This is a genomic window from Streptomyces sp. NPDC029526 (genome assembly GCF_040637405.1).
Lineage (GTDB): Bacteria > Actinomycetota > Actinomycetes > Streptomycetales > Streptomycetaceae > Streptomyces.
In genome coordinates this window covers 823,581-837,140 of sequence record NZ_JBEZWE010000002.1, presented here as the reverse complement: position 1 = coordinate 837,140, position 13,560 = coordinate 823,581, and the positions used below count along the sequence as shown (strand labels likewise).

General features: G+C 73.3%; 12 protein-coding genes and 1 pseudogene. 7 read left to right on the top strand and 6 right to left on the bottom strand.

Annotated elements, in window-relative coordinates; translation table 11 throughout:
• Positions 1 to 163: 163 nt before the first annotated feature.
• The 4 genes and pseudogenes from AB0F01_RS09225 to AB0F01_RS09210 form a co-directional block, all read right to left on the bottom strand.
• A pseudogene (locus AB0F01_RS09225) lies at positions 164 to 667 on the bottom strand (hypothetical protein); the annotation flags it as partial.
• A gap of 521 nt (positions 668 to 1,188) precedes the next feature.
• The gene (locus AB0F01_RS09220; RefSeq protein ID WP_362091608.1) at positions 1,189 to 1,806 is read right to left on the bottom strand and encodes a GNAT family N-acetyltransferase; all 618 of its coding nucleotides are present in this window, start codon (positions 1,804 to 1,806) and stop codon (positions 1,189 to 1,191) included.
• Positions 1,807 to 2,069: 263 nt separating this feature from the next.
• A complete protein-coding gene (locus AB0F01_RS09215; protein WP_362091605.1) occupies positions 2,070 to 3,131 on the bottom strand; it encodes a family 2 encapsulin nanocompartment cargo protein polyprenyl transferase in 1,062 nt (353 codons plus the stop codon).
• A gap of 127 nt (positions 3,132 to 3,258) precedes the next feature.
• Positions 3,259 to 4,665 (bottom strand): family 2B encapsulin nanocompartment shell protein, encoded by a 1,407-nt coding sequence (locus AB0F01_RS09210; RefSeq protein WP_362091602.1) that lies wholly within the window; start codon positions 4,663 to 4,665, stop codon positions 3,259 to 3,261.
• Between the two features lie 293 nt (positions 4,666 to 4,958).
• Between AB0F01_RS09210 and AB0F01_RS09205 the strand changes: the two genes are divergently transcribed.
• On the top strand, positions 4,959 to 5,552 hold the full coding sequence (locus AB0F01_RS09205) for an N-acetylmuramoyl-L-alanine amidase (RefSeq protein WP_362091600.1): 594 nt from the start codon (positions 4,959 to 4,961) through the stop codon (positions 5,550 to 5,552).
• A gap of 681 nt (positions 5,553 to 6,233) precedes the next feature.
• The gene (locus AB0F01_RS09200) at positions 6,234 to 7,169 is read left to right on the top strand and encodes a pyridoxal-phosphate dependent enzyme (protein ID WP_362091597.1); all 936 of its coding nucleotides are present in this window, start codon (positions 6,234 to 6,236) and stop codon (positions 7,167 to 7,169) included.
• A gap of 160 nt (positions 7,170 to 7,329) precedes the next feature.
• Here the strand turns inward: AB0F01_RS09200 and AB0F01_RS09195 are convergent, their stop codons facing one another.
• Positions 7,330 to 8,922 (bottom strand): Na+/H+ antiporter, encoded by a 1,593-nt coding sequence (locus AB0F01_RS09195; RefSeq protein WP_362091594.1) that lies wholly within the window; start codon positions 8,920 to 8,922, stop codon positions 7,330 to 7,332.
• A gap of 59 nt (positions 8,923 to 8,981) precedes the next feature.
• Here AB0F01_RS09195 and AB0F01_RS09190 point away from each other — a divergent pair, with 59 nt between their 5' ends.
• From AB0F01_RS09190 to AB0F01_RS09180, 3 genes are all read left to right on the top strand, one after another.
• Positions 8,982 to 9,242: a UBP-type zinc finger domain-containing protein gene (locus AB0F01_RS09190; RefSeq protein ID WP_362091592.1), complete on the top strand. Its 261-nt coding sequence runs from the start codon at positions 8,982 to 8,984 to the stop codon at positions 9,240 to 9,242.
• Positions 9,243 to 9,497: 255 nt separating this feature from the next.
• The gene (locus AB0F01_RS09185; RefSeq protein WP_006136266.1) at positions 9,498 to 9,911 is read left to right on the top strand and encodes an anti-sigma factor; all 414 of its coding nucleotides are present in this window, start codon (positions 9,498 to 9,500) and stop codon (positions 9,909 to 9,911) included.
• Between the two features lie 17 nt (positions 9,912 to 9,928).
• A complete protein-coding gene (locus AB0F01_RS09180) occupies positions 9,929 to 11,047 on the top strand; it encodes an RNA polymerase sigma factor SigF (protein WP_362091589.1) in 1,119 nt (372 codons plus the stop codon).
• Positions 11,048 to 11,274: 227 nt separating this feature from the next.
• On the opposite strand, the gene AB0F01_RS09175 is transcribed toward AB0F01_RS09180, so the two are convergent.
• Positions 11,275 to 11,724, bottom strand: coding sequence for a hypothetical protein (locus AB0F01_RS09175; protein WP_362091586.1), 450 nt, complete (start codon positions 11,722 to 11,724; stop codon positions 11,275 to 11,277).
• A 193-nt stretch (positions 11,725 to 11,917) separates the two neighbouring features.
• Here AB0F01_RS09175 and AB0F01_RS09170 point away from each other — a divergent pair, with 193 nt between their 5' ends.
• Together AB0F01_RS09170 and AB0F01_RS09165 are read left to right on the top strand one after the other, a co-directional pair.
• Positions 11,918 to 12,886 carry a diacylglycerol kinase family protein gene (locus tag AB0F01_RS09170; protein WP_362091583.1) on the top strand — a complete coding sequence of 323 codons (969 nt, stop codon included), beginning with the start codon at positions 11,918 to 11,920 and terminating at the stop codon, positions 12,884 to 12,886.
• Between the two features lie 319 nt (positions 12,887 to 13,205).
• Positions 13,206 to 13,463, top strand: coding sequence for a WhiB family transcriptional regulator (locus AB0F01_RS09165; RefSeq protein WP_003992873.1), 258 nt, complete (start codon positions 13,206 to 13,208; stop codon positions 13,461 to 13,463).
• Positions 13,464 to 13,560: the final 97 nt, after the last annotated feature.

Genomic DNA, 13,560 nt, shown 5'->3' with positions numbered 1-13,560 from the left:
GAAGCAGCGGATGAGCCGAACAGTCCCTCCCTACGGCTCAGGCGGGGCCCAAAGGTCCCTGGGTGAGGTGACGGCAGGCGGGGGCGGCGGGCCGGAAGGACGGCGGGCGGGGCCGGGACCGCCGGGCCGGTGCCGGGCCGACCGGGGTCGCCGGGCCGGGCTCCCGGGCCGCGCCCCGGGGCCACACCACCTCGACGGGTACGCCCCGGCCACGGGCGTAGGCCACCAGATGGGCGGTCGCGTCCCGTCCGTCGGAGCAGGAGCCGTCCCACACCGCGAGGAGCAGGTGGCTGTCCGCCACCAGGCGTTCGTCGGCGCACACACAGGCGTCCCGGTCGGCCGGGTCGTAGTCCAGGAGCCGCACCCGGTCGGCCAGAGTGAGCAGTTCACCGGTGGCCGTCCGGTCGCGCGGGGGCGGCATGGCGGGGACACCGCCGCGGCTGGGGATCGCCACGACCAGGCGGCGCCCCGCGGCTCGCGCCGCCCGGCCGAACGCCAGGGCGGCCCCGGCACCGGACCGCACCACCGCCGGTCCCCGTACGAGGCGTTCGAGGCGGCTGCCCAGGGCGGACTCCACCAGGGTCAGGGTGCCCGGTGTCAGGTCGGCGTGCCCGACCGCCGTGATCCGCACGTCCGCCGCCGCGTCGTCCCGCACCGCGTCGCTCATCCCGCCCCTTGTCGTTTCCTCGCCGGTGTCCGCCGGGGCCTCGGGCCGCCGACGAACGGTGCTGCCGGGACCAGTGAAGCGGCGGCGCACGGTCGGCTGCCAGGGCCGAACGTCCCCGACCACGGGCGCCCTCGGGTGCGGAGGTCCCGAACCGCGAAGGGCACGGGAGGCCGTCGGACGGCGGGTGGTGGGTGGTGGATGGTGGATGCCGCATGGCGCGGGTAGTGGATGGTGAGTGACGCATGGCGGGTGACTCGCGGCACCGGGGAGCGGCCGGCCCACGCCCATGCGATCCACGGAAGCCGGTGCCGGCCGGAACGCCGAACGGCCTGACACGCCGGTGCCGCGCGGGGGGAGGACGGCCCACGCCGGCATGCCGGTACCGCGCGACGGAGGAACGGCCCGCGTGGATACGCCGGTACCGCAGGCGAAGCCGGACGCGCACGTGGATGCGCCGGAACCGCCGGTGAAGCCGGACGCGCACGTGGCTACGCAGGTACCGCCGAGGAAGGCCGGACCGCCTACGCGGGCAGGCCGGTTCGCGGTTCGCGCCACATGGGCCACATGTACGGGCCGTCGGGGAGGGAGAGGGGTTCCCCCAGCGGCTCGAAGCCCAGGCGCTCGTAGAGCCGGCGGCTGCGGGCGCTGCTCGCCTCCAGGTAGGCCGGCCGGCCGGTGCGGTCACAGTGGTCGAGGGCCGCCGCCATCAGCGCCGTGCCGAGGCCCTCGCCCTGCCGGTCAGGCGCCACACCGATCATCCACAGGTACGCGTGGTCCCGTCCGCCGGGGTGGATGCCCGCCGTCAGCCGCCCGATCAGCTCGACCCGCTCGTTGTCCGGGTCGACGGCCTCACGCACCGACGCCGGTCCGTCGTCCTCCTCGGCCGGGCCGTCCCCGGGGTCGTCCGCGGGGACGGGCAGCCACAGGGCGCACGCCGAGCCGTCCTCGGTGAGGTCTATCCGGCCGTCGGCCATCACGATGTCGGTGAAGGCGGCCATCAGACGGTGGTGCGTCGTCCGGCGGTACTCCTCATCGGGGAACACCCAACTGCTCACCGGGTCGTCCTGGAACGCCGCGTCCAGCAGCCGGACCACCCGTTGCCGGTCCTGCTCCCTCGCCGTCCGGATCGCCACGCCCATGCCCACCCCTTCGCGTCAACACTCGTGACCTGTAAGGGGGTTGAGCGTAACGCCCGGAGTGGCCCGTGGGGCCGAAGGTCATGCAGGGGGCCGGAAATCGGCGCGGGCCCCGCACATCGTGGGGAAGTGCGGGACCCGCCTGACCCGGGCCGCGGCGGCCGTGCGGGTCAGGGTCCGCACGCCCCCGGGCTCCGGGGCTCGGTACGACGGCCGCCCGGGACACCCGGGGCGCCGCACGCGCCCGGGGTGTCCCGGGGGATCCGTCAGGTGGTGCGCCGCGTCACGAACTCGGCCAGGGCCAGCAGTCCGCCCGCGGCCTCCGGATCCGGTACCGCCCGGGCCAGTTCCTGCATCGCCCGGGCCATCCGGTCGGCCGCCTGGGCCTGCGCCCAGTCCCGGCCGCCCGCCCGTTCCACGGTCAGGGTGATCCGTTCCAGGTCCTCCTCCGCGTGCGGGGCCGCGTACAGCGCGGCGAGTTCGCCGGCGGCGGAGCCGCCCGAGGTCAGCGCGGCGACCACGGGCAGCGACTTCTTGCGGGCCGCGAGATCCGCCCCGGCCGGCTTGCCGGTCCGCCGCGGATCGCCCCATATCCCGATCACGTCGTCGATGAGCTGGAAGGCGAGCCCGGCCTCCCGGCCGAACGCGTCCAGCGCACGGACGTCGGCGTCCGGCGCTCCGGCGTACAACGCGCCCACGGCACAGGCGCAGCCCAGCAGCGCCCCCGTCTTGGCCTCGGCCATGCGGAGCGTCTCGTCGAGCGTGACGTCCTCCGGGGCGCGCCCTTCCAGTGCCGTGTCCGCGTGCTGGCCGTCGCACAGTTCGATGACGCACTGGGCGAGCCGGGCCGCCGCCGCCGGAGCCGCCGGATGCGCGTCCTCGGCCAGCAGCCGGAGGGCGAGCGCCTGGAGGGCGTCCCCGGCGAGAATCGCGGCGGAGTCACCGAACACCGTCCAGGCGGTCGGCCGGTGGCGGCGGGTGGCGTCCCGGTCCATCACGTCGTCGTGGAGCAACGTGAAGTTGTGGACCAGTTCCACCGCCGCCGCGGCCCGGACCGCGGCCGCCCGCGCGCCGGGCCCGCCGAGGGCCGAGGCCCCGGCGAGCACCAGTGCGGGGCGGATCGCCTTGCCGGCCCCGCCGGCCGCCGGTGAACCGTCCGCGTGCTCCCAGCCGAAGTGGTAGCGCGCGATGCGGCGCATCGAGCCGGGGAGGCTGCCGACCGCGGCCCGCAGCACCGGGTCGACCTCCCCCCGTGCGCGGTCCAGCAGCATCATCGCCTCGTGCCCGTCGGCGGGACGGTACTCCGTCTCCGTCCTGAGCTCCGTCATGGACGCACCCCTGGTCTCGGCGGATCAGCGAAGGGTGGTGCAGGTACCGCGGTCGGGTTCCCGCTCCCACGGTGTACCCGTCCGGAGGGGCGGGAACACGGGTGGCGGGCCGGGCGTTGCGGTGCGGTCACCGCCAACGGCCGATCTCGACGTTCTCCAGGACCCCGAGCGCGTCCGGTACCAGCACCGCGGCCGAGTGGTAGGCCGTGACCAGGTACTTGATGATGGCTTGTTCGTTGATGCCCATGTAGCGCACGGACAGCCCCGGCTCGATCTCGTCGGGCAGTCCGGCGGCCCGCAGCCCGATGACGCCCTGGTCCTCCTCGCCCGTTCGCAGGGCGATGATCGAGGTGGTGCGGGCCTCCGTCACCGGGATCTTGTTGCACGGGTAGATGGGGACGCCGCGCCAGGTCGGGATGCGGTTGCCGCCGAGGTCGACGGTCTCGGGCACCAGGCCCCGCTTGTTCAGCTCGCGTCCGAACGCGGCGATCGCCCGCGGATGGGCGAGCAGCATCTTGGTACCGCGCCGGCGGCTGAGCAGTTCGTCCATGTCGTCCGGGCCGGGCACACCGTCGTGGGGCTGGATCCGCTGGTCGTACTCGCAGTTGTGGAGCAGACCGAAGTCGCGGTTGTTGATCAGTTCGTGTTCCTGACGCTCCTTCAGCGCCTCGACGGTCAGCCGGATCTGCTGTTCCGTCTGGTTCATCGGCTGGTTGTAGAGGTCGGCCACGCGGGTGTGGATGCGCAGCACCGTCTGGGCCACGCTGAGTTCGTACTCGCGGGGGCTGGCCTCGTAGTCGACGAAGGTGTGCGGGATGTCGGGCTCGCCGGTGTGGCCGGCGGCCAGTTCGATCGCCTTCTCGCCGTACTTGTTGGTGCGCTGGCCGGGGATGGAACGGAGCCCCTGGAGGTGCTCGCGCAGGGCCTCGGACCGCTCGGCGACCTGGTCGAACGCCTCGCGCGGCAGCACCAGGACCGTGCACGCGGTGAGGGTGCGGGCCGTGTACTCCCAGATGGCGTCGTCGTCGAGCAGGGCCTGCTCGCCGAAGTAGGCGCCGTCGGCGAGGATGCCGAGCGACTCGTCGCTTCCGTAGGGCCCGGTGCCGATCTTCTCGACCCGGCCGTGGGCCAGCAGGTAGACCTCGTCCGCCGGGCTGCCGAACGAGGCGACGACCTGGCCCGGCTCGATCTCCCGCTGCCGGCAGCGGGACGCCAGCTCGGACAGCACCTCCTGCTCCTCGAACGACCGCAGCGCGGGCAGCTCGCCCAGCTCCGCGGGGATGATCTCGACGCGGTCGCCGGTCTTGACGAACGTCAGCCGGCCGTCCCCCACGGCGTATGTCAGACGCCGGTTGACCCGGTACGTGCCGCCCTGTACGTCCACCCACGGCAGCATGCGGAGCAGCCAGCGCGAGCTGATCTCCTGCATCTGCGGCACGGACTTGGTCGTGGTGGCCAGGTTCCGCGCGGCCGCCGTACCGAGGCTCTGCTGCGGCCTGCTCTGCTCCGTGCGGACCTCTTCGCCTACCGACATAGAGAATTGCCCTCCCAGTTGTGATCCACGCCCATCGGTGCCGGGCGTCGATCTGCGCGTCCAAGATTTCCTCACGTAACGTGCCCGCGCCATTACCCGAATGAGCGGGAATGGATCACCGCGCGGCTGGGCATCCATGGGCATTCCGTTTGTGGGCGCCGTCGTGGCGATGCCCTGTCCGGATCGGCTCGCACACCGACCGAACAAACGGTTCCGCTTCCTCCGTACAGGTAAAGCACACGTACGAGGCGGTCGCGAAGGGCGGCCGTCGCGCAGCACTAAGGAGGGCGGTCATGGCCCCACCCATGTCCGCGAGCGCGTTCCTGCGCGCTCTCGAGGCGGAGGGTCTGACGGTCGTCGAGGTCGGCGACTGGCGCGATCACCACCGCAACCACAAGGGCCCCTGGGGGCCGGTGCACGGCGTGATGATCCATCACACGGTCACCAAGGGCAGTGCGAGAACGGTCGAGTTGTGCCGCAAGGGGTACGCGGGCCTGCCGGGGCCCCTGTGCCACGGGGTCATCACCAAGGACGGACGGGTGCACCTGGTCGGCTACGGCAGGGCCAACCACGCCGGTCTGGGCGACGACGACGTCCTGCGCGCGGTGATCGCGGAGAAGAAGACCCTGCCGCCCGACAACGAGCGGAACACCGACGGCAACCGGCACTTCTACGGCTTCGAGTGCGAGAACCTCGGCGACGGCGAGGACCCGTGGCCGGCGGCGCAGTTGGAGGCCATCGAGAGAGCCGCCGCGGCGGTGTGCCGGCACCACGGCTGGAACGAGCGGTCGGTGATCGGGCACCTGGAATGGCAGCCGGGGAAGGTGGATCCGCGCGGGTTCACCATGGCGTCGATGCGGAAACGGATCGGCGACCGCCTGAAGTGACGGGCGAGAAGGCCGGGAACCGGCCCCCCGGCCCGGCGGGCCCGGGCGGCCCGGTGCCCTCCGGGCGGGCCCGGGGGCCCGGTGCCTTCCGGGCGGGTCGGGGCGCCGGGCAGGTCCGGGCACCCGGTGCCTCCCGTGCGGGTCCGGGCGTCCGGTGCCTCCCGCGTGCGGGTTCGGGCGCGCGTCGCCTCCATGGGCGGCGGGTGCCCGCACCTCACCCTGCGCCCCCGGTGGTCCCGCGCCGGCCGGGGGCCCGCGGGGCCGGCGGGATCGGAAAGCCCGGCGTGGGGCTACTCCCGGCCGGCGCGGGCGGCGGCGGCTCACCGGGTCTCCCGGAACTCCTCGTCTCCCGGAACTCCTCCGCCCAGGGACCGTCCCGTGGGACCCCGGTCCTGGCACCCAGGCGCCCGCGTCGGCGGTGCCGAGCAGACGGCCGGTAGCGGCCTAGACGACCTGGACCGGCCGCCCGCCCGCTCCGCGGATGCCGGTCCCTGAAACCCGGTCCTCACACCCAGCCCTGGAATCCGGTCCTCGCACCCGGTCCTCGCATCCGGTCGGGAACCCCGGCCGTCGCCCGCTCGCAGGGTCCCCGGGCGGCGCCCCGTCCGCTCTTCCGCTCTTCGGCCGCTCCCCCACCGCCCCACCTGGCCACCCCCTCACCCACCGGGGGAGAATGCCGCCGTGACCAGCGCGGACCTGCCCGGAGCCGTCGGCCCCGCCGCCCCGGCCGGGCCGGACGGCCTGCGGCCGCGGCTGCCCTCGCCCGTGCAGGAGGTCGTGGACGAGCGGTTCGAGCGGCACGGCGTGCGGCTGCTGCTGAAGCGGGACGACCTGATCCACCCGGACCTGATCGGCAACAAGTGGCGCAAGCTGGCCCCCAACCTCGCGACGGCGGCCGGGCGGACCGTGGTCACCTTCGGCGGCGCGTACTCCAACCACCTGCGGGCCACCGCCGCCGCCGGGCGCCTGCTCGGACTGCGCACCGTCGGCGTGGTCCGCGGCCAGGAACTGGCCGACCGCCCGCTCAACCCCTCGCTGGCCCGGTGCGCGGCGGACGGCATGCGGCTGCACTTCGTCGACCGGTCTGCCTACCGCCGCAAGGCCGAGCCGGACACCCTGGCCGACGTGCTCCGGGCCGTGGGCGTCGAGGACGCCCTGGTGGTGCCGGAGGGCGGCAGCAACGCGGCGGCCGTGCGCGGCTGCGCGGTGCTCGGCGAGGAGCTCGCCGGCCGCGCGGACGTGGCCGCCGTGGCCTGCGGCACCGGCGGCACCCTGGCCGGGCTGGCCGCCGGACTGGGCCCGGGGCAACGCGCGCTGGGGGTCCCCGTCCTGCGGGGCGGCTTCCTGGCCGGGGAGGTGCGGGCGTTGCAGACCGCGGCGTTCGGGGGGCCGCGCGGGGTCTGGAGCCTCGACGAGCGCTTCCACTTCGGGGGCTACGCCCGGACCACACCGGCGCTCGACGCGTTCGCACAGGACTTCGAGCAGCGCCACGGACTGCCCGTGGAACGTCTCTATGTCGCCAAGTTGCTTCATGGACTGGCCGTCCTGGCGGCGGAGCGCGCCTTTCCGCGCGGGAGCACGGTCGCCGCCGTGATCACCGGCCGCCCCTTCCCCTGAACGGCCACACCGTCCCCGGCCCGGTCCCGGTTCCCGGGAGCCGGAAGTCCGGAAGCCCAGCCCAGGAGTCCGGAAGCCCGGGAACCCCGAAGCCGCCCGGAAGCGCGGGATCCCGGAAGCTACGGGGCACTCGACCCCCCGGGGCGCTGCGCGGCCCGCCCTACGCCATCTCCCGGTAGGCCGCCGCCTCCTCCAGATCCAGGCGGCGCAGCAGCGTACGGAGCATCTCGTCGTCGATGTACCGCGCGTCGCGGAGCCGGACGAACACCTCGCGTTCCGTCTCGATCACGTCGCGCGACAGCCGCCGGTAGGTGTCGTCCACGGACTCCCCGGTCACGGGATGGGTCTGCCCCAGGCGTTCCCAGACGGAGTCGCGCCGGCGCTCCAGCACCGCGCGCAGCCGCTCGGCCAGCGGGGCCGGCAGTGCGTTGCAATCGTCGGCGAGGAGCTCGTCGAGGCGCTGCTCGGCGGCCCGGGACGCCTGCGCCTGCGCGTTGGCCTCGGCCAGGGTCGCCGCCCGCTCGTCCCGCCGGGGGAAGCGCAGCAGCCGGATGACCAGGGGCAGGGTGACCCCCTGGACCACCAGGGTGCCGATGACGGTGCTGAAGGTCAGGAAGAGCAGCAGGTCGCGCTGGGGGAACTCGCCGCCGTCGACGGTGTGCGGGATGGAGAAGGCGATGGCGAGGGAGACGACGCCGCGCATCCCGGCCCAGGAGATGACGAAGGGCACGCGCCAGCCGGGACTCCCCTCCCGGGCCCTGATGCGCGCCGACACCAGCGGGGGAAGGCAGAGCGCGGGGTACACCCACACGAACCGGGCCGCCACGACGACGGCGAAGACCGCCAGCGCGTACCAGAGGGCGTCGCCGCCGTGGTAGGCGTGGATGCCCCGGAGCACGACCGGCAGTTGCAGGCCGATGAGGGCGAAGACCGCGGACTCCAGGACGAACGCGACCATCTTCCACACGGCCGCCTCCTGGAGGCGGGTCGCGAAGTCGACCTCCCACGACCGGTGTCCCAGGAAGAGGGCCACGACCACGACGGCGATCACCCCGGAGGCGTGGACCTGCTCGGCGGCGGCGTAGGCGAAGAACGGGATGAGCAGGGAGAACGTGTTCTGCAGCAGCGCCTCCCTGACCCGGACGCGCAGCCAGTGCAGCGGCACCATCAGCACCAGCCCGACGGTGAGGCCGCCGAGCGCCGCCAGCAGGAACTCGCCGACGCCGCCGGCCCAGGTGGCGCCCTCCCCGGCCGCCGCCGCCACGGCCACCCGGAACGCGGTGATGGCGGTGGCGTCGTTGAGCAGGGACTCGCCCTGGAGGATCGTGGTGACCCGGGACGGCAGCCCGACCCTGCGGGCCACCGCCGTGGCCGCGACCGCGTCCGGCGGGGCCACCACCGCGCCGAAGACCAGGGCCGCGGTCAGCGACAGGCCCGGTACCAGCTCGTACAGGGCCCAGCCGACGACGAGGGTCGCGAAGAGCACGTAGCCGACCGACAGCAGCGCCACCGGCCGCAGCTGCGCCCGCAGGTCCAGGTAGGAGCTCTCGGTGGCCGCCGTGTGCAGCAGCGGGGGCAGGACGAGCGGCAGCACGACGTGCGGGTCGAGCGTGTAGTCGGGCACGCCGGGCACGAAGCTCACCGCGAGGCCGGCCGCGACCAGCAGCAGCGGAGCCGGTACGGGCAGGCGCCGGGCGGCCGCGGCGATTGCGGCACTGCCGGCCACCAGCAACAGCAGCGGCATCACGTCCATGTCCGGCCACCCCCGGTGTCCCACGCGGCGTTCCGCGCACCCGTCGTAATCTGGCCATCATGAGACAGTGCACGCACGTCGACGCGCTGCCGCACCCGGAGCCGGTTCCGGTCAGCGGGACATGCCCCGACTGCCTGCGGGAGGGCACGGACCCGGTCCAGCTGCGCCTGTGCCTCAGCTGCGGTCACGTCGGCTGCTGCGACTCCTCACCGCACCGGCACGCGACCCGCCACCATCTGGAGACCGGTCACCCCGTGATGCGGTCGCACGAACCCGACGAGGACTGGCGGTGGTGCTTCGTGGATCACGTCCTGGTGTGACCGGCCGGGTCCCGTCGCCGGACGGTTCGACCGTCTGACGTCTGGGTACGTCAATGCGGCGCGCGCTCTTCCCATTTGGGGCCGCAGACCCCTAGCCACGGAGCGTATTCGTAGTTTTACTATGAGTGACAGCAAGGGTCGGGGTCCCGGGGACAGGACCGACGAGAGCGCGATAGCGTCACGCTGAACCACGTAGCGCGTTACCCGGGGGTGTCCCCTGGGCCCTGAAACGCTTGTACCACCTTGGAGGTGAGGGTGTCCCAGATCGCAGGCGAGCCCGCGACCCAGGACTTCGTGGAAGTCCGGCTGCCGGCCGCGGGGGCCTACCTGTCGGTGCTGCGTACGGCCACGGCCGGCCTCGCGGCCCGTTTGGACTTCACCCTCGACGAGATCGAGGACCTGCGGATCGCGGTCGACGAGGCCTGCGCGATCCTGCTGCAGCAGGCCGTGCCGGGCTCGGTGCTGAGTTGCGTCTTCCGGCTGGTCGACGACTCGCTCGAGGTGACCGTGTCGGCGCCGACCACGGACGGACACGCCCCCTCGCGGGACACCTTCGCCTGGACCGTGCTGTCCGCCCTGGCGGGCAAGGTCTCCTCGGCCGTCGACGAGGACAGAACCGTTTCGATCAGCCTCTACAAACAACGCGGCGCGGGACCCGGGCCGGCGTGAGGAACGAGGACGGGCCGGTGCGGGACGAAGAACGCGGCACACGGGAGCTGCCCGCCGAACGCATGCCCGCGGGCATCGACGGCATCCCCGAGCAGGCCCGGCCGCATCCGGAGGACGACGGCACGGACACCGGCACCCCGGACCAGGGGCGGCCGGACGGTGCCGCACGGGGAACGCCCGCGGCCGGGCGGACCGGGGACGCCCCCGCCCGCGCGAGGCCGGAGACGGGGGACGAGGCGAGCGCTCGGGGAAGGGCGACGGGCGGGACGATGAACGAGCACGAGCGACATGCCGAGGGCGAGACCCGGCAGACGCCGGCCGCACCGGCCGCGCACGGGGTGCCGCGCGCTCCGGGCGCACGGAGCGGGGCCCAGCACCATCCGCTGGACCGCAGCGGGGCGCGCGCGATGTTCCTCGAACTGCGCGGGCTGGAGGACGGCAGCCCCGAGTACGCGGAGCTGCGCAACCAGCTGGTGCGGATGCACCTGCCGCTCGTCGAGCACCTCGCACGCCGTTTCCGCAACCGCGGGGAGCCGCTGGACGACCTGACGCAGGTCGCCACCATCGGTCTGATCAAGTCGGTCGACCGGTTCGACCCGGACCGCGGGGTGGAGTTCTCCACGTATGCGACCCCGACGGTCGTCGGTGAGATCAAGCGGCACTTCCGGGACAAGGGCTGGGCGGTGCGCGTGCCGCGCCGGCTCCAGGAGCTGCGGCTGTCGCTCACCACGGCCACGGCCGAGCTGTCACAGCTGCACGGCCGCTCCCCCACGGTGCACGAACTGGCCGAGAAGCTGGCCATCTCGGAGGAGGAGGTCCTGGAGGGCCTGGAGTCGGCCAACGCCTACTCCACGCTGTCCCTGGACGTCCCCGACACCGACGACGAGTCCCCCGCGGTCGCCGACACCCTGGGCGCCGAGGACGAGGCGCTGGAGGGCGTCGAGTACCGGGAGTCACTGAAACCGCTGCTGGAGGACCTGCCGCCGCGGGAGAAGCGGATCCTGCTGCTGCGCTTCTTCGGGAACATGACCCAGTCGCAGATCGCGCAGGAGGTCGGCATCTCGCAGATGCACGTCTCCCGGCTGCTGGCGCGGACGCTGGCCCAACTGCGGGAGAAGCTGCTCGTCGAGGAGTGAGCGCCCCCGGGTCCCTGACCCCGGGCGGTCCTGGCGGTAGTGGGCGGCGACCGGGCCCCGGGCGACGGACGGCCACCGAGTGCTACGCGCCGCCGGGACCCCCGACGGCCACCGAGGGGTACGCGCCGCCGGGGCCCCCGCCGGCACCGGGGAGTACGCGCCGCCGGGACCCGGACCGGAACGGGCGGTGCTCCCTGACCTGCCGACCGGCCGGCCGGCCCGGGCGGCTATGTTCCGGCGTTCCCCGGCCCCCGGATGTCCAGCGCCCGGGTCGTCTCGGGGTGGATCAGCAGCACCAGGGCGGCGACGGCGACGACGGCCAGCGCGATGCCCGCCGGGATGGCCACGCTGTCGGCCTGGAGCAGGTTGTAGGCCACCGGCAGGGCCAGCAGCTGGGTGATGACGGCCGGGCCGCGGCTCCAGCTGCGGCGGGCGAAGAGCCCGCGGGCCGCGAGCAGCGGCACCAGCGCGAGCACGACGAGCGTCACGCCGCCGGTGACGGCCTGCTGCCGGTCGTCCGGTTCGCCGGTGACGGCGAGCACGGCCATCCAGATCCCGCCCGCCAGCAGTCCGAAGCCCTCCAGGGCGGCGAGCACGGCGGCGAGGGTCAGACGGCGCGGACGCGGTCCGGCGGCGTCCGGGACGGCGGGGGCGGCGGGGGTCTGGTCACTGCTCACCCCAGAAGGGTAGCCCGCACGCCCGGGCCCCCGTCCGGCCCCGCCCGGCCCGGTCGGCCCCCGTCCGGCTCCCTGCCCGCACCCGCTCCCGGGCCCGCCGTGAACACGGCTCCCCGGTTGTCCGGCTCCGGACTCCCGTCCGATTTCCGCCTCGGCCTGGGCCGAGTACCACCCAGTAGGTACGCTGCAACCCATGCGTGCACTTCTCGTGGTCAACCCGGCGGCAACCACCACGAGTGCGCGTACGCGCGATGTGCTGATCCACGCGCTCGCGAGCGAGATGAAGCTGGACGCCGTCACCACCGAGTACCGCGGCCACGCCCGCGACCTGGGCCGGCAGGCCGCCGAGAGCGGCGAGACCGACCTGGTGGTGGCCCTCGGCGGGGACGGCACGGTCAACGAGGTCGTCAACGGTCTGCTGCACGCGGGTCCCGATCCAGAGCACCTGCCGGGCCTGGCGGTCGTCCCCGGCGGCTCCACGAACGTCTTCGCCCGCGCCCTCGGACTGCCCAACCAGCCAGTCGAGGCGACCGGGGCCCTGCTGGACGCGCTGCGCGAGGGCCGGGAACGCACCGTGGGGCTGGGGCTGACCTCCGGGACGCCCGGCTCGGACGACGAGGGCGTGCCCTCCCGCTGGTTCACCTTCAACGCGGGACTCGGCTTCGACGCCGGGGTCGTGGGCCGGGTGGAACAGCACCGGGAACGCGGCCGCAAGTCCACCCACGCCCTCTACATGCGCCAGGTCGTGCGCGCGCTGTTCGGGGAACCGCACCGGCGGCACGGGGTGATCACCCTGGAGGAACCCGGTGAGGAGCCGGTGACCGACCTGGTGCTCTCCATAGTCTCGAACACCTCCCCGTGGACGTTTCTCGGCAATCGCCCGATCTACGCGTCGCCTAAGGCCTCGTTCGATACCGGCCTCGACCTCTTCGGCCTGCACCGCCTGTCATCGGCCGCGGTTGCCCGGTATGGCACCCAGTTGCTCACTTCGTCCCCGGAGCGCGGACCCCGGGGCCGGCACGCCGTCTCCCGGCACGACCTGACACGCTTCACCTTGCATTCGAAGGTGCCACTGCCCCTCCAGATGGATGGTGACCACCTCGGACTGCGAACCAGCGTGACGTTCACAGGCGTTCGCCGTGCACTGCGTGTGATTGTGTGAGCAGAAAAGGCTAAAGTCCTTTCACTCGAACGTTTAGGCCAGGGTCCACCCCATGGAAGTACGGCTGTGACCTAGTCGACACCGAAGAATCAAAAAAAACTTTCCGGAAGGGGTTGTATCCGCCGCCGAGGTTTGCGAGTCTCTACTTGGCGATCGGGACGGCCCGCAAGACCGGCCTCCACAGATCACCGGAACCCCTCTCCAAAACCAAGGACCTACGCCAGGGAACCTGGCGGTCGGCCCTTCCCTTGTTGAGGGATTCGTGAAAGCGTTCACATTCACAAGCAACCCGCAGTAATACCAAGGAGAGGTAGCAGCCATGGACTGGCGTCACAACGCCGTTTGCCGCGAAGAAGACCCCGAGCTCTTCTTCCCCATCGGCAACACCGGTCCTGCGCTGCTGCAGATCGAGGAAGCCAAGGCCGTCTGCCGCCGCTGCCCGGTGATCGAGCAGTGCCTGCAGTGGGCGCTCGAGTCCGGTCAGGACTCCGGCGTCTGGGGTGGACTCAGCGAGGACGAGCGCCGCGCAATGAAGCGCCGCGCCGCCCGCAACCGGGCCCGTCAGGCTTCCGCCTGACATCCCACCCCTGCTGACAGCCTGAGCTTGGCGGCGCGTACGGCGCGTACGCAACTCCCGCCCCCGAGCCGCAGCGCGCAGTTGAGCACTGGCCTCG

What these genes read in the sequence shown, in the direction of transcription:
- AB0F01_RS09220 (WP_362091608.1), bottom strand. Translation starts at nt 1,806, where the DNA reads ATGGGCGTGGCGATCCGGACGGCGAGGGAGCAGGACCGGCAACGGGTG.
- AB0F01_RS09215 (WP_362091605.1), bottom strand. Translation starts at nt 3,131, where the DNA reads ATGACGGAGCTCAGGACGGAGACGGAGTACCGTCCCGCCGACGGGCAC.
- AB0F01_RS09210 (WP_362091602.1), bottom strand. Translation starts at nt 4,665, where the DNA reads ATGTCGGTAGGCGAAGAGGTCCGCACGGAGCAGAGCAGGCCGCAGCAG.
- AB0F01_RS09205 (WP_362091600.1), top strand. Translation starts at nt 4,959, where the DNA reads ATGGCCCCACCCATGTCCGCGAGCGCGTTCCTGCGCGCTCTCGAGGCG.
- AB0F01_RS09195 (WP_362091594.1), bottom strand. Translation starts at nt 8,922, where the DNA reads ATGGACGTGATGCCGCTGCTGTTGCTGGTGGCCGGCAGTGCCGCAATC.
- AB0F01_RS09190 (WP_362091592.1), top strand. Translation starts at nt 8,982, where the DNA reads ATGAGACAGTGCACGCACGTCGACGCGCTGCCGCACCCGGAGCCGGTT.
- AB0F01_RS09170 (WP_362091583.1), top strand. Translation starts at nt 11,918, where the DNA reads ATGCGTGCACTTCTCGTGGTCAACCCGGCGGCAACCACCACGAGTGCG.
- AB0F01_RS09165 (WP_003992873.1), top strand. Translation starts at nt 13,206, where the DNA reads ATGGACTGGCGTCACAACGCCGTTTGCCGCGAAGAAGACCCCGAGCTC.